The sequence below is a fragment of the Streptomyces sp. NPDC059454 genome (assembly GCF_042749965.1).
Classification (GTDB): Bacteria; Actinomycetota; Actinomycetes; order Streptomycetales; family Streptomycetaceae; genus Streptomyces.
The window spans coordinates 1-14,306 of the sequence record NZ_JBHYVC010000100.1 but is presented as its reverse complement, the minus strand read 5'-3'; the positions used below and the strand labels follow the sequence as shown (position 1 = coordinate 14,306).

At 72.7% G+C, this 14,306-nt stretch carries 12 protein-coding genes and 1 pseudogene; 8 read left to right on the top strand and 5 right to left on the bottom strand.

Going from position 1 to position 14,306, the window contains the following annotated elements:
• Positions 1-80: 80 nt before the first annotated feature.
• The 3 genes from ACFXAE_RS35190 to aztA all read right to left on the bottom strand — a co-directional run bounded on the left by ACFXAE_RS35190 (position 81) and on the right by aztA (position 1,802).
• Positions 81-512, bottom strand: a complete 432-nt coding sequence (locus ACFXAE_RS35190; protein ID WP_384723450.1) for a Fur family transcriptional regulator — start codon at positions 510-512, stop codon at positions 81-83.
• A 209-nt stretch (positions 513-721) separates the two neighbouring features.
• Positions 722-892: a 50S ribosomal protein L32 gene (gene rpmF, locus ACFXAE_RS35185; protein ID WP_030871982.1), complete on the bottom strand. Its 171-nt coding sequence runs from the start codon at positions 890-892 to the stop codon at positions 722-724.
• Between the two features lie 166 nt (positions 893-1,058).
• Positions 1,059-1,802 (bottom strand): zinc ABC transporter ATP-binding protein AztA, encoded by a 744-nt coding sequence (gene aztA, locus ACFXAE_RS35180; protein WP_384723445.1) that lies wholly within the window; start codon positions 1,800-1,802, stop codon positions 1,059-1,061.
• A gap of 14 nt (positions 1,803-1,816) precedes the next feature.
• On the opposite strand from aztA, the gene aztB reads away from it, so the two are divergent.
• The 5 genes from aztB (at position 1,817) to ACFXAE_RS35155 (ending at position 7,837) form a co-directional block, all read left to right on the top strand.
• Positions 1,817-2,671, top strand: a complete 855-nt coding sequence (aztB, locus tag ACFXAE_RS35175; protein ID WP_384723442.1) for a zinc ABC transporter permease AztB — start codon at positions 1,817-1,819, stop codon at positions 2,669-2,671.
• A 17-nt stretch (positions 2,672-2,688) separates the two neighbouring features.
• Positions 2,689-3,936: a hypothetical protein gene (locus ACFXAE_RS35170; RefSeq protein ID WP_384723439.1), complete on the top strand. Its 1,248-nt coding sequence runs from the start codon at positions 2,689-2,691 to the stop codon at positions 3,934-3,936.
• Entirely contained in the window at positions 3,933-4,892 is a 960-nt protein-coding gene (gene aztC / locus ACFXAE_RS35165) for a zinc ABC transporter substrate-binding protein AztC (RefSeq protein ID WP_384723436.1), read from the top strand. The genes ACFXAE_RS35170 and aztC overlap by 4 nt, the downstream gene beginning before the upstream one ends.
• 90 nt (positions 4,893-4,982) lie before the next feature.
• A complete protein-coding gene (aztD, locus tag ACFXAE_RS35160; RefSeq protein ID WP_384723433.1) occupies positions 4,983-6,185 on the top strand; it encodes a zinc metallochaperone AztD in 1,203 nt (400 codons plus the stop codon).
• Between the two features lie 452 nt (positions 6,186-6,637).
• Entirely contained in the window at positions 6,638-7,837 is a 1,200-nt protein-coding gene (locus tag ACFXAE_RS35155; RefSeq protein ID WP_384723430.1) for an oxygenase MpaB family protein, read from the top strand.
• A 126-nt stretch (positions 7,838-7,963) separates the two neighbouring features.
• Here ACFXAE_RS35155 and ACFXAE_RS35150 read toward each other — a convergent pair whose 3' ends face one another.
• The gene (locus tag ACFXAE_RS35150; protein WP_384723427.1) at positions 7,964-9,142 is read right to left on the bottom strand and encodes a TetR/AcrR family transcriptional regulator; all 1,179 of its coding nucleotides are present in this window, start codon (positions 9,140-9,142) and stop codon (positions 7,964-7,966) included.
• Between the two features lie 121 nt (positions 9,143-9,263).
• Complete coding sequence (locus ACFXAE_RS35145) at positions 9,264-9,986, bottom strand: TetR/AcrR family transcriptional regulator (RefSeq protein ID WP_384723424.1); 723 nt, start codon at positions 9,984-9,986, stop codon at positions 9,264-9,266.
• Positions 9,987-10,245: 259 nt separating this feature from the next.
• Here ACFXAE_RS35145 and ACFXAE_RS35140 point away from each other — a divergent pair, with 259 nt between their 5' ends.
• From ACFXAE_RS35140 to ACFXAE_RS35130, 3 genes and pseudogenes are all read left to right on the top strand, one after another.
• Positions 10,246-11,400 carry a CaiB/BaiF CoA transferase family protein gene (locus ACFXAE_RS35140; RefSeq protein ID WP_384723421.1) on the top strand — a complete coding sequence of 385 codons (1,155 nt, stop codon included), beginning with the start codon at positions 10,246-10,248 and terminating at the stop codon, positions 11,398-11,400.
• Positions 11,400-12,148: pseudogene (locus tag ACFXAE_RS35135) on the top strand (LLM class flavin-dependent oxidoreductase); the annotation flags it as partial. The gene ACFXAE_RS35140 and the pseudogene ACFXAE_RS35135, both read left to right, overlap by 1 nt.
• Positions 12,149-12,345: 197 nt before the next feature.
• Positions 12,346-14,178, top strand: a complete 1,833-nt coding sequence (locus tag ACFXAE_RS35130; protein ID WP_384723419.1) for an AMP-dependent synthetase/ligase — start codon at positions 12,346-12,348, stop codon at positions 14,176-14,178.
• The last annotated feature ends 128 nt before the right edge of the window (positions 14,179-14,306 follow it).

The following is a 14,306-nucleotide window of genomic DNA, read 5'->3' as shown; positions in this document are numbered from 1 at the left end:
CCCCCGGCCCGTGAACGGGCCGGGGGAGCGCACCGACGGGGAAGCCCGCTCCGCGGATCACGCGTGTGCGCACCGGCCGCTCACGAGTCCGCCCGGCGGTCCACCGGACCGGGGCGGCAGCCGTCGCACACACCGGTGAGTTCGACGGTGTGGTCCACGGCGTGGAACCCGATCTCGCGCGCGATCCTCGTCACCCACTCCTCGACCTCCTCGGAGTCGACGGCCAGACTGAGGCCGCACATCCGGCAGACGAGGTAGTGCCGGTGGCCGTCGTCCGGCCTGGGCCGGTAGAAGCGCTCGCCGTCGCTGTCACGCACCACGTCGACGTGCCCGGCCGCCTCCAGCAGCCGGAGCGTGCGGTAGACGGTGGTCAGCCCCACCGTCACGCCTTCCGCGGACAGAGCCGCGTGCAGACGCTGCGCCGAGACGAAGTCGTCGTGGTCACGCAGGGCGTCGAGGACCGCGGCTCGCTGCGGGGTCGTGCGCCACTCGCCGCGGGCCGTTCCGTGCATGAGTGTGCCTCCCGTCGCTCATGGGTGCCGTCCGGCCACCGCCGGGGCGGGCCCGGCGGCACCGTGCCCGGACCGGACGGCCGCTGCCACGCCCTCGTGGCCGTGCCCCGGGACCGCGGGGAGGGAAGGGGGCGTCGTCGGGCGCCTGTTCGTCGTCGGCCGTCGGGCATGCGGAGAGGGCCGCGCGCGGGTCCGGCCGGGCACCGGCCTCAGTCCTCCGGGCGCAGCAGGCCCCGCCGGTAGGCGGGCACGAGGTGCTGCGGGACCCGGTGGGTCACGCCGTCCACCGTGACCGGCACCAGGTTCGGCGTGCTCGCCTTCCACTGGGCGCGGCGGTGGCGGGTGTTGCTGCGGGACATCTTGCGCTTGGGTACGGCCATGGGGGTTCCTCTCGGTCGGGAGGGTCCGGCGGCACGGAACGCGCCGCCGGTGGGCGGGGGCGCCCCGACCGGGCCGGAGGCCGTCGGCAGTGATGCCGCGTCGGGGGCGCCATCAGCATACGACAACGGTTTTCATGTGCGGTAGCCGTGCGGGGCTGCCGGTGCCTCAGGCCGGCTGCCAGACCTGGGCGAGTGTCGAAGGGGTGAGGAGCCGCTCGGGGTTCCCCTGTCCCGCCAGGCGTCCCTCGCGGAGCAGGAGGCAGGCGTCGGCCGAGCGGGCGGCGTCCAGATCGTGCGTGGCGTGGACGACGGTCACGCCGTCGGCGACCAGTTCCGTCAGCAGCGTCGCTATGCGCTCCCTGGCTTCGGGGTCGAGTCCGGTGGTCGGCTCGTCGAGCAGGAGCAGGTCCGACTCCTGGGCGAGCCCTTGGGCGATCAGGGCGCGCTGCCGCTGTCCGCCGGAGAGTTCCCCGAGTTGACGCGCGGCCAGGCCGGCGATGCCCAGGCGGTCCATGGCCGTGTCCACGGTGGCGCGGTCCTGCCGGGTCAGCCGGCGCCACGGGCCGCGTTCGCCCCAGCGCCCCATCTCCACCGTCTGCCTGACCGTCAGGGGCAGCGTGTCACCGACGGCGCCGCGCTGCGGGACGAACGCCGGAGGCCGGTTGCCGTCACGGCGGAGCCTCCCCGATGTGGGTTGGATCACGCCGGCCAGGACGCCGAGGAGGGTCGACTTCCCGCTGCCGTTCGGGCCGATGAGCGCGGTGGTGGCCAACGTCTTTATTTCGACGGTGAGTTGATGAAGGACCGGACGGCCGGTGTAACCCGCGGACAGCTCGGTCAGATGGATGCGGGGTGTCGCACCCCCGGGGGCGGCGGGCGGGGGGCCGGATTTTTTGAACATGGTTTTCATTGTAGTGTGCTCGCATGGAGTGGTTGACAGTCCCTTTCGAGGCGACTTTCGTGCAACGCGCCTTGTGGGGCGGAGTCCTGGTGTCGGCGATCTGCGCCCTGGCGGGCACCTGGGTGGTGCTGAGGGGCATGGCCTTCCTCGGTGACGCCATGTCGCACGGCCTGCTGCCCGGAGTGGCACTCGCCGCGCTGCTGGGCGGCAACCCCATGGTGGGGGCGCTGCTGAGCGCGGCGGTCATGACGGCCGGTGTCACCGCGCTCGGCCGCACCCCGCGGCTGTCCCAGGACACCGGTATCGGGCTGCTGTTCGTGGGGATGCTGTCGCTCGGCGTCATCATCGTCTCGCGGTCGCAGTCCTTCGCGGTGGACCTGACCGGCTTCCTCTTCGGCGACGTCCTCGCCGTGCGGGAACAGGACCTGGCGCTGCTGGGCGGGGCGCTGCTGCTGGCGCTGGCCGTCTCGGTCCTCGGCCACCGGGCCTTCCTCGCCCTGGCCTTCGACGCACGCAAGGCGCGGACCCTCGGTCTGCGTCCCCGCCTGGCCCATGCCGTACTGCTGGGGCTGCTGGCGCTGGCCATCGTCGCGTCCTTCCACATCGTGGGAACACTGCTGGTGCTGGGGCTGCTCATCGCTCCGCCGGCGGCCGCACTGCCGTGGGCGCGGAGCGTGCGGGGCGTGATGGTCCTCGCGGCGCTGCTCGGCGTGACCGCCACCTTCTTCGGCCTGCTGCTCTCCTGGCACCTGAGCACCGCCGCCGGCGCGACCGTCTCCGCCCTGGCCGTGGTCCTGTTCTTCCTCTCCCACCTGGCATCCGGCATCCGCCACCGCCACGCACGCCCGGCCGGCATCCGTCCGGCGGCGACCGACTGAGAAAGACCTGAGAGGCGATGTCCTTGTTCGTCCGAAAAAACGTCACTGCCGGGGCGCCGGCCGCGCTCGTGGCCCTCGCGCTGCTCACCGCGGGCTGCGCCGGGCAGGACGACGACGCGTCCTCCCCACAGGCGGGTTCCGCGGCCTCCGCCACTGAGCACGGGTACGTCGAAGGGGCACAGGAGGCAGCCGAGCAGCAGTCCCGGCTGGTGCTCAACGACCCGGGCACCGGGGACACCCGGGTACTGGACCTGATCACGGGAAAGACGCACGAGGAGTCCCGGACGAGGGGCGCCACGGAACTCACCACGGACGGCCGGTTCGGCTACTTCCACACCGCGGACGGCACCCGTGTCCTCGACGGCGGCGCCTGGATGGTGGACCACGGCGACCACGTGCACTACTACCGCGCCGCGATACGCGACGCCGGCCGGCTGCCGGCGGGCTCGGGCGCGCGGGTGCGCAGCGACGCGGCCGTCACCGCGGTGACCGACGAGGAGGGCCGGGCCACGGTCCACCGCCGGGCGGAACCGGAGAAGGGGCGCGTCGGCTCGCCCCGCGCGCTTCCCGGGACGCACGCGGGTGCCGTGGTGCCGTACGCGGAGCACCTGCTGACCCTCACCGACGACGGGAAGGGCGTACCGAAGGCCACGGTGTACGACCGCGCGGGCGGGCGCACCGCGTCCCCGGACGCCACCTGCGAGGACCCGGCGGGCGACGCCGTCACCCGGCGCGGCGTCGTCTTCGGCTGCGCCGACGGCGCCCTGCTGATCCGCGAGGACGACGGGGACTTCACGGCCGAGAAGATCCCGTACGCCGACGAGGTGCCCGCGGGGGAACGGGCGTCGTCCTTCCGCCACCGCGCGGGCAGCGACACCCTCACCGCACCGGCCGGGGACCGGGCCGTGTGGGTGCTGGACGTCACGGAGCGCACATGGACCCGTGTGGAGACCGGCCCCGTGGTCGCCGCCAACACCGCCGGAGAGGGCTCCCCGCTGCTCGTCCTGGAGACCGACGGGGCACTGCACGGCTACGACATCGCCACCGGCGAGCAGACGGCCCGGACCGAGCGGCTCCTGACCGGAGACCGGCGGGCGGACGCCGGCGGAAGCGGACCCGTGATCGAGGTCGACCGCAGCCGCGCCTACGTCAACGACCCGGAGGGCAGGCGCGTGCACGAGATCGACTACAACGACGGCCTGCGCATCGCCCGCACCTTCGGCCTGGACATGGAGCCGGCACTGATGGTGGAGACCGGACGATGACGACACCGAAGCGAACCGTCCTGCGGCTGCGCCGCCTGCTGTCGGTACTGGTCGCCCTCACCTGCGCGGGCACGGCCACCGCCTGCGCGAGCGGCGACGACCGGCCCCGGGTCGTCGTGACGACCAACATCCTCGGGGACATCACCCGGGAGATCGTCGGCGACGAGGCCGACGTCACCGTCCTGATGAAGCCCAACGCCGACCCGCACTCCTTCGGCCTGTCGGCGGTGCAGGCCGCCGAACTGGAGAACGCCGACCTGGTGGTCTTCAACGGCCTGGGCCTGGAGGAGAACGTACTGCGCCACGTGGACGCCGCCCGCGACGTCGGGGTCGCCGCCTTCGAGGCCGGCAAGGCGGTGGACCCGCTCACCTTCCGGGCACACACCGACGGAGGCCCCGAGGAGGAGGCCGGGCAGCCCGACCCGCACTTCTGGACCGACCCCGACCGCGTGCGCGAGGCCGCCGGCCTGATCGCCGACCAGGTGATCGAGCACGTGGACGGCGTGGACGAGGAGGCGGTCCGGGGCAACGCCGAACGCTACGACGCACAACTCGCCGACCTCACGGCCTGGATGGAGGAGTCCTTCGACCGCATCCCCGAGGACGGACGCGCCCTGGTCACCAACCACCACGTCTTCGGCTACCTCGCCGACCGCTTCGGCTTCCGGGTGATCGGCGCGGTGATCCCCAGCGGCACCACCCTGGCCTCGCCCAGCTCCTCCGACCTGCGCTCGCTCACCCGGGCGATGGAGGACGCCGGCGTGCGCACCGTGTTCGCCGACTCCTCCCAACCCAAGCGGCTGGCCGAGGTCCTGCGCACCGAACTGGACGACCGGGTGCGGGTCGTCGAGCTGTACTCCGAGTCGCTCACCGCGAAGGGCGAGGGCGCCGACACCTATCTGCGGATGATGCGCGCCAACACGACCGCCATGACCGACGGCCTGACCGCCGGCTGAATCCGCGCCACCGTGCCGGGCCGGCACGACCGGCCGACACCACCCACCACACCGACGCCGCGTCCGCGCGGCCGGAAGGAAACACACACAGTGAACAAGTCGATACGCAACAGGGCAGTCTCCGGTACGGCCCTCGCCCTCGCGGTGTCCGCGGTGCTGACCGCCTGCGGAGGAGGGGACGGCGCCTCGTCCGACACGAAGGCGGCGAAGGGGACGCCGAGCGCCAGGCCCGCCACCGAGGTGAAGGACCCGCTGGTCGCCACCTTCGACGGGGGCCTGTACATCCTGGACGGCGAGAGCCTCGAACTCGGCAGGACCATCGAGCTGCCCGGCTTCAACCGGGTCAACCCCGCCGGCGACGAGGACCACGTCATCGTCTCCACCGACGCCGGCTTCCGCGTCCTCGACGCCACCGGGCAGGCCCTCACCGACATCACCTACGAGGGAGCCAAGCCCGGCCACGTCGTACGGCACGCGGGCAAGACGGTGCTCTTCACCGACGGCACCGGAGAGGTCAACGTCCTCGACCCCGCCGACCTCGCCGGCGGCAAGAAGCCGGAAGGACGCACCTACACCTCCGCCGAGGCACACCACGGCGTCGCCATCGAACTGAGCAACGGCGAACTGCTCAGCACCCTCGGCACCGAGGAGAAGCGCACCGGCGCCCTCGTCCTCGACAAGGACAACAAGGAGATCGCGCGCAACGAGAACTGCCCCGGCGTCCACGGCGAGGCCGCGGCCGAGGGCGAGGCCGTCGCCGTCGGCTGCGAGGACGGCGTCCTGATCTACAAGGACGGCGAGTTCACCAAGGTCGACGCCCCCGACGACTACGGCCGCATCGGCAACCAGGCGGGCAGTGACGCCTCCCCGATCCTCCTGGGCGACTACAAGACCGACCCGGACGCCGAGCTGGAGCGCCCGACGCGCATCTCCCTCATCGACACCAGGACCGCGAAGCTGCGCCTGGTCGACCTGGGCACCAGCTACTCGTTCCGCTCACTCGGCCGCGGACCTCACGGTGAGGCACTCGTCCTCGGCACCGACGGCGCCCTCCGCGTCATCGACCCCGAGACCGGCAAGGTCGACAAGGAGATCCCGGTCGTCGACGAGTGGCAGGAACCGCTGGACTGGCAGCAGCCCCGGCCCACCCTCTTCGTCCGCGACCACACCGCGTACGTCTCCGAGCCGGGCAAGCGCACGCTGCACGCCGTCGACATCGAATCCGGTGAGAAGACCGCGTCGGTGACGCTGCCGAAGAGCACGAACGAACTCTCGGGCGTCGCCGCCCACTGACATCCGGCTCGGCGAAGCCACCACGCACCCGGCCCGTCGGCCCCCTCCGGCGCGGCCGGGTGCCGTGGCCCACCCGTGTGCTCCCGCGTCCGCGTCCGCGAGATCCGAGTGCGGACACGGCAGGCACATCGGCCACCGGTCGGCTTCATCACCGTGACAGTGGGCGGCCGTTCTCCGTGAAAGGTTTCGCCGACGCGGACGTGGGGGGCCACAGGCGCGGCGTGCACCCGGACCGTCACCGGGTACGACAGCCGCTGGGACGTCACCGGATCGAAGCCCGCCCCTTCTGCCGACGAGCCCTCGGCCACCGCCATTGCCGACCGTGACGCACCTCGCTATGTTAATCGAGAATCACATCTGTGCGACCGGGTTCACGGCGCACCGATCGCGCGCATGGCAATTCTGCGAAGGTACCTGGCGCCATCTGGTCCATCAGGGAAGCAGGTAAGTCAATGGAGAACCTCAGCAGGAGAAAGGCCCTGTCCCTCGGTGTCGCGCTCGGTCTCGTGGGCGTGGCGAACCCCGTCCAGGCGTGGGCGTCGACGGGCTCGGCGACCGGAGCCGCCGCGGGCACCGGTCCGGAGTGGATCTGGGACGACGCGGCTGACCCACTGATGGTTTCGATGCTCGAGAAAGGACACGTGCCGGCGATCAACACCGCATGGGCGTCGTGGGTGAACAACGACGACCCGCTGCCCAGCGGCCTGCCGGCCGAGTTCGCCGCATACCTGCGGCAGGTCAACCGGCTGCCCTCCTGGGCGGACCCCGCCAAGCTGGCCCGCGCCGCCGACTTCAACCGGCGCAGGGACACGTACCTCTTCATGCTGTACGGACTCGGCAGCGGAATCATGAGCACCGTGATCCCGCGCGAGGCCAAGAGCGTCTACTGGTCCGCGGGCGGCGCCGACATGCAGGACCGCGCGGCCAAGACGTTCACATTCGGCTACGACCTGTCCGAGCGGGGAGCCTTCGAGCCGACGGGACAGTTCGTCGTCACCGCCAACAAGACGCGCGTGGTGCACGCCGCGGTGCGACACCTGCTGCCGCAGTCGCCGCACTGGCGGGCGGTCGCCGACGAGACCGTCCCGATCAGCGCCGCCGACATCCTGGTCACCTTCCACAGCCTGGGCACCTACGTACACAGAAAGCTGCTCGACTGGAGGATCCCGTACCCGGCCGCGGACCAGGAGGCGTTCCTGCACTCGTGGCAGGTCGCCGTCCACCTGCTCGGTGTGCCGTACGAGCACATCCCCCGGACCTGGGCGGAGGCCGAAAGGCAGTCGGCGCAGGTGCTCACCCCGATCCTCTCCCCGTCCACCGAGGGCATCGAGCTGGCCGGGGAACTGCTCGGCCTGACCGCACAGATCGACCTCGGCGTCACGCGCGGGTTCCTGAACGAGTTCGTCCGCTACGTTCTCAGTGACGAGGTCGGCGACTGGCTGGGGCTGAAACGCGACTACGCGTCGGCGGCCCTGGTCCGCACCGCATGGCCGGCGTTCATCCTGTTCCGCGAGGGACTGTCGCCCGTCATGCCCGGCACCTTCTACATGTTCGACCAGTTCGTGCGCGCCCTGGCCATGCTGTTCCTCAACAAGGGCTCCTCCGGTGCCACCACCCCCATCACGATCCCCACCGGCAACAGGCCGGGCTGAGCCGTCGAGCCGGTCACACCTGTACCCGCCCCGCGGCAGACGGGCCGAGGGGCGGGCATCGGGATGACTCCCGCACGCGGCGCTTCACGACGCGGTGCCTCGTCGCTGCCGGATTCCGACGGCCGCTCAGAGGCCCAGAGCGCCCACGACCAGAGCGGTCACGGCCTCACGGCGGTCAGGGCTGTCCCGCCACCGCAGTCTGCGTCCCGCCTCGACCACCACGCCGAACCCCGCGTGCACCAGCACCCGGGCCTGGCGCGGGTCCAGCTCCGGACGGGCCAGCCGCAACTGCTGCTCCCAGACGGCGACGTGTTCCCGCTGCGCGAGGACCACGGGCCGCTGCAGGCCCTCCGGCAGCCCGGCGAGCTCGGCCTCGGCAACGCTGTTGAGCTCGGTGTACTCGAAGCTGTAGGCCACGTACGTCGCTGCCAGCGCGACGACGGCGTCGTGCGGGCCGGTCACCTCGTGCAGGCTCCGCTCCACACCCTGTGCCAGCAGTCCCGCCGCCTGGAGGCACGCCGCCGCCAGGATGTCGATCTTGCCGGAGTAATGGCGGTAGAGCGCGGACGGGCTCAGCCCCACAGCCTGAGCGATCTGTCCGTTCGTGACGTTGGCGAATCCGTCCCGGGCGAACAGCGGGACGGAGGCCGCGAGGATCTCCGCGCGTCGCGTGCGCGGCACCGGCCGGGCAGGCAGTTCGACGGGGCGCGCGCCCGGCAGGCCCGCCGCCGGATCGGTCGCTGCCACCCGCAGCGCGGACGCCAGCAGCAGGTCCTCGGCCCGGCGCCCGGCGATGGAGGTGCGGTGCATCGTGATGGACCCGATCGCACCGAGGGCCGCCGTGGCCCGCAGGCGCGCGTCGGGCAGTGGGTGCTCACGCTGTACCGCCTCGTCGACCCGCTCGACGAGGCGGCCGAACTTCACCGCGAGACCCCGGCGGTCCTCGCGGTCGAGGTACCGGGCCTCCCACCGGTACACGCCGCCCGCCGCGCGATGAGCGACGGTGACCCGGGTGACGGCGGTGAGCACCTCCGTCAAGGCCGCCCCGGACGGCACCTCGTCGAGCGCGGCGACCAGTCCGTCCACCATGACGTGGGCGCACTCGGCGAACAGCGCGTACTTGTTCGGGAAGTGCCGGTACAGAGCGGCAGCGCTGATACCCACACCGGCGGCGACCTCCTCCATGGACGCCTTGTGGTAGCCGCGCTCGCTGAAGATCCGCCCGGCCGCGTCGACGATGAGCTGCTTGCGGTTGCGGGGCCGAGTGGCCGCGGCCGGGCGGGCGGACGGGGAGGCGGGAGCCATGCGCATCAGTCAATCACACGCCGTCAGGAGGCCCGGCTCCCTCGGCGCGGCAGGCGGCATGGTGGCGTTCCGGCGGGGCCACGCCGTCCGGCACCGCCGTTCCCGGTCCCGGGGCGGCACGTCAGGAGGGTGTCGGCGCGGGACGCGCGGGAGACGGTCGCCCCGACCGCGGGGAGGAGCTGCGTGGGAACGATAGCGGAAGGTCACCGGTGACCGCGCCGGGGTGGCCCACCGTGCCGAGGCTCAGCAGCACATGGCGTTCGGCGACCTCCTCCGCCGTGAGCGGGCCGTCCGCACGGAACCAGTTGGCGACCCCCTGGCACATGACGAGCACCGAGCGCACCGCGTCGGCCGGGATCGGCGTGGTGAACACGCCCTGGGCGCGGCCCGCCTCGACCGTGTCCAGCAGCATGTGCTCGAGATAGTCGCGCAGGGCGACGTAGCGCGCCCGGTTCGGGGGCTCCAGGCTGCGTATCTCGGTGTCCAGGAAGGCCAGCTGCTGACGGTGGGCCATGTACAGCACGATCGACTCGACCATGCCGCAGAACCGCGCCAGCGGATCGTCCCCGGCCTCCCCGGCCGCGGCTCGGCAGCGGTCCAGGACGTCCTTGACGGACGTCTCCAGCAGCGTGGCCAGCAGCGCCTGTTTGTTCTCGTAGTGGTAGTACAGCGCGGGCACGGTGACGCCGACCCGGCCGGCGATGTCCCGGACCGAAGTACCGTGGTAGCCCTGCTCGTTGAAGGCCTCCATGGCGTGCTTCAGGATCGGGTGCAGGTCGAGCGGCCCGTAGGAGCGCCAGTGCTCCGCCGGTGGTGTGGTGTCCTGGCTCGGCGCGGCGTTCAACGACTCTCCTCGGGACGGGCGGCGATCGGCGACATCGTACGGCCGTGAGCCCGGCACCAACCCTTCAGGTTGCTTAGCGATCGATAAGGGAAGCCTGGCGTTCGGGGTGACCCGGTGCCAGTTTCCCGGTGTGGATCCACGAAAACAAGTAACGCACGGGGAGTTGACCGACCGATGTCGCGCTCCTACATTTTAGCGAACGCTCAGTAAGCCCCCCGGTTGATGGTGGTGAGTCCGCCGCGCACCGTGAGAGGAACCCATGAGCCCGTACTCCACCGACCCTCCCGGCCGCGATGTGGCGGGCCCGCTGGACGGTGTGCGCGTGGTCGAGCTGGCGGGGATAGGTCCCGGCCCGTTCGCCGCCATGCTGCTCGCCGACCTGGGTGCCGACGTGGTGCGCGTGGACCGCCCCGGCCCCTCGCCGTCCGGCGGCGATCCCGCCCACGACGTGACCAACCGCAACAAGCGCTCCGTCGTGGTCGACCTCAAGTCACCCGAAGGGCCGGGAACGGTGCGGGCGCTGGCGGCGCGCGCCGAGATCCTGGTGGAGGGATACCGGCCCGGTGTCGCGGAGCGGCTCGGGGTCGGCCCCGAGGAGTGCACCGCCGTCAACCCCGCGCTGGTGTACGGCCGGATGACCGGCTGGGGCCAGTGGGGGCCCCTCGCGTCCCTGGCCGGACACGACATCGGCTACATCGCCACCGCCGGCGCCCTGTCCATGATCGGCCCGCCGGACGGACGGCCCGCGATCCCGGTCAACCTCCTCGGTGACTACGCGGGCGGCTCCCTTTACCTGGCCACCGGCGTCCTCGCCGCGCTGCTCACCGCCCGCGCCACCGGCCGCGGCCAGGTGGTGGACGCCGCGATCGTGGACGGCACCGCACACCTCACCGCCATGTTCTGGGGCATGCTCGCCGGGGGCACCTGGCAGGACGCCCGCGGCCGCAACCTGCTCGACGGCGGCTGCCCCCACTACGGCGTCTACGAGACCGCCGACGGCGGCTGGATGGCGGTCGGCGCCCTGGAACCGCAGTTCTACGCGGTGTACGTCTCCCTGCTGGGCCTGGACGCCGAGGACCTGCCGGACCGCGCCGACCCGCGCAACTGGCCCGGACTGCGGGCCGTGTTCGCCGCCCGGTTCAAGACCGCCACCCGTGCGGAGTGGACGGCCCGTTTCGAGGGGACCGACGCCTGCGTCGCGCCCGTGCTCTCGCTGCGCGAGGCGGCCGGCCATCGACACCTGACCGGACGCGGCACCTACACCGAGGCGTACGGCATCACCCAGCCCGCTCCCGCCCCCCGTTTCTCCGACACCCCCGGCACCCTCCGGCTCCCGCCGGCCGCCCCCGGCGCGCACACCCCCGACGTGGCCCGCGACTGGGGCGTGCCCGAACTGCTGAAGGACCCCTGCTGATGGAACCGTCCTCACCCCTGGTGGACGCCGGCGACCCGCGCGCCGCCGCGGACCGGGCCGCCGCCCTGGAGGCCGCGGGCCTCGACGCAGTCCGGGTGGCCGAGGCGTACGGCTTCGACTCCCCGACGCTCCTGGGGTGCCTCGACGCGAGGACCGAGCGGACGCGGATCGGCTCGCCGTCCTCAGCGTCCACTCGCGCACCCCCGCGCTGATCGCCCAGACCGCGGCCGGACTCGACGCCCTCATCGGCGGACGCGCGATCCTCACCGGCGGACGCGCGATCCTCGGCGTCGGAGCGTCCGGGCCGCAGGTCGTCGAGGGCCGGCGCGGCCGCCGCTACGACCGCCCGCTGGGCCGCACCCGCGAGGTGATCGAGCTGTCCCGGCGGATCTGGCGGCGCGAGGTGATCGAGCACCGCGGCATCACCGGCCTGCCCCTGCCGGCCGGGAAGGGCGGCCCCCTCGGCAAACCGCTGAAGCTGCTCGACCGCCCGGTCCGCGAGGCCGTCCCGGTCCACGTCGCGGCGCTGGGCCCGGCCAACGTCAAGACGACCGCCGAAATCGCCGAGGGACGGCTCCCGTTCCTCTACGTCCCCGAGCACACCGGCAAGGTCTGGGGCCGCTCCCCGGCCGAGGGCACCGCACGGCGCGACCCCGCGCTCGGCCCCCGCCAGGTCCTCGCGGGCGGCGTGGAGTCCATTGCCGCAGTACGTCAACGGCTACGGGGGCGGGCTGCCCGGTTTCGTGGCCCGCACGCGTGAACTCGCCGAGCGTCACGGCGAGCGCTTCGCCCCGCCCGGGCTGCTGCTGCGCAGGGCCGAGCAGAGCGAGGCCTTCACCGACTCCTGATCCACCCGCCCCATCTCCACCGGGCACGCCCGCAGGGGCTTTTCCCGCCCCGGTCTCCCGGACGTTCCCCACCGAACCGACCCGCAAGGAGGCCCCGATGACATCCGCTCCCCGCACCACCGGCGACCTGCCCGACGACCCTGCCGGCCGGACCCTGCCGCAGCTGCTCGCCCGAAACGCACGCGAGTACCCGCGACTCCCCGGCCTCTCCTGGCTGTCGGAGGACCCGGGCAGCGACTGGACGACACTCGGCTGGGCGGAGATCCACGAGCACACCCGGAGCCTCGCCGCCGGTTACCGGGCCCTCGGCGTCGGCCGCGGCGACCACGTGCTGCTGATGATGTCCGACCGGCCCGAACACTGGCTGTCGGACCTGGCACTGGTCCGCCTCGGCGCGGTCCCGGTCAGCGTCTACGGCACCGCGGCCCCCGAGCAGATCACCCACATCGCCCGCAACTGCCGGGCCCGCCTCGCCGTGGTGGAGGGGGCGGCCCAGGTGACGGTGTGGGAGCCGCTGCTGGCCGACGCCGACACCCCGCTGGAGCGGCTGGTGGTGGCCGAGGCGGGGGCGGAGGAGGGCCACGTCCCGTACGCCGCCCTGCTTTGCGAGCCGGTGCCGGAGCGGTTCGCCGGGGAACTGGACACCGCCCGCCCCGGGGATCCGCTGACCGTCGTCTACACCTCCGGCACCACCGGCGAGCCCAAGGGCGTCGTCCTCACCCACCGCGAGGTGATGTCCAACGCCCTGGCGCTGGACGCCGTGGTGGAGCTGCCCCCGCACGTCGAGCACATCTGCTACCTGCCGTTCGCCCACATCGCCGAGCGGATGCTGGGCATCTACCTGCCCTGCCACCGTGCCTCGCACGTCTACCTCTGCGCCGACCCGGCGCGCGTCGGCGAGGTGGTGCGCAAGGTGCGCCCCGCGCAGTTCTTCGGCGTGCCGAGGATCTGGGAGAAACTCTCCGCCGCCGTGCGGGCCGTCCTGTCGCTGATGCCGCCCGAGCAGCGGGCGGTCATCGACCGGGCGTCCGAGGCCGCCCGCGAGCACGTCGGGTACCGGGAGCGGGGCGAGACACCGCCCGCCGAGCTCGAGGAACGCTACCTCCGGGCCCGCGAGGACGTGCTGCTGCCCCTGCTGGCCGCGGGCGGTCTGGACCGGGTGACCTGGTCGGCCAGCGCGTCGGCGCCGATGCCGGTCGACGTGGTGAGGTTCTGGGCCGGTTTCGGCATCGTCATCATGGACGCCTGGGGACTGACCGAGACCACCGGCGTGGCCACCAGCAACAGTCCGAAGACCGGCTTCCGGATCGGTTCGGTGGGACGCCCGGTGGAGTCCGTGGCGGTCCGTGTCGCCGAGGACGGCGAGATCCTGGTGCGGGGCTCGTCCGTGTTCTCCGGCTATCTGCAGCCGGACGGCTCGGTGCGGTCCGCCCTGGACGCCGACGGCTGGCTGGCCACCGGCGACATCGGCCGGATCGACGAGGACGGCTACCTCTGGCTCACCGACCGGAAGAAGGAGATGATCATCACCTCCACCGGCAAGAACGTCTCGCCGGCCCTGGTGGAGAACGCGCTCAAGGAACACCCGCTGATCGGCCAGGCGATGGTGCACGGCGACCACCGCTCCTACCTGGTCGCCCTGCTGGTGCTCGACGCGGAGGCCGCCCCCGCCTGGGCCGCGGCCCACGGCGTCGAGGCGGAGGGGGGACCGGCCGGTCTGGCGCGGCACCCCGCCGTCCGGGCGGAGGTGGACCGCGCGGTGGCCGCCGCCAACACCCGGCTCAACCGCACCGAGCAGGTCAAGCGCTACGAGCTGCTGGCGGAGGAGTGGGGTCCGGCGACCGGCGAGCTGACGCCGTCGCTGAAGATGCGGCGCCGGGTCATCCGGGACAAGTACGCCGACGCGCTGTCCAGGCTCTACCGGGACTGACCCGGACCGCATTCCTTCCGCGCCCCCGCTTCTCCGCCTCGCCCGTGGCGGTGGCCCCCACGGCGTCCGCGAGCCGGTCGGCGAACTCCTCGCGCGCCTCCTCGCTCAGTCTGGTGCGCCGGTGGGTG

Bases quoted from the DNA above. Each gene is read 5' to 3' on its own strand.
- ACFXAE_RS35190 (WP_384723450.1), bottom strand. From the start codon at position 512: ATGCACGGAACGGCCCGCGGCGAGTGGCGCACGACCCCGCAGCGAGCC.
- rpmF (WP_030871982.1), bottom strand. From the start codon at position 892: ATGGCCGTACCCAAGCGCAAGATGTCCCGCAGCAACACCCGCCACCGC.
- aztA (WP_384723445.1), bottom strand. From the start codon at position 1,802: ATGAAAACCATGTTCAAAAAATCCGGCCCCCCGCCCGCCGCCCCCGGG.
- aztB (WP_384723442.1), top strand. From the start codon at position 1,817: ATGGAGTGGTTGACAGTCCCTTTCGAGGCGACTTTCGTGCAACGCGCC.
- ACFXAE_RS35170 (WP_384723439.1), top strand. From the start codon at position 2,689: ATGTCCTTGTTCGTCCGAAAAAACGTCACTGCCGGGGCGCCGGCCGCG.
- aztC (WP_384723436.1), top strand. From the start codon at position 3,933: ATGACGACACCGAAGCGAACCGTCCTGCGGCTGCGCCGCCTGCTGTCG.
- ACFXAE_RS35155 (WP_384723430.1), top strand. From the start codon at position 6,638: ATGGAGAACCTCAGCAGGAGAAAGGCCCTGTCCCTCGGTGTCGCGCTC.
- ACFXAE_RS35150 (WP_384723427.1), bottom strand. From the start codon at position 9,142: ATGGCTCCCGCCTCCCCGTCCGCCCGCCCGGCCGCGGCCACTCGGCCC.
- ACFXAE_RS35140 (WP_384723421.1), top strand. From the start codon at position 10,246: ATGAGCCCGTACTCCACCGACCCTCCCGGCCGCGATGTGGCGGGCCCG.
- ACFXAE_RS35130 (WP_384723419.1), top strand. From the start codon at position 12,346: ATGACATCCGCTCCCCGCACCACCGGCGACCTGCCCGACGACCCTGCC.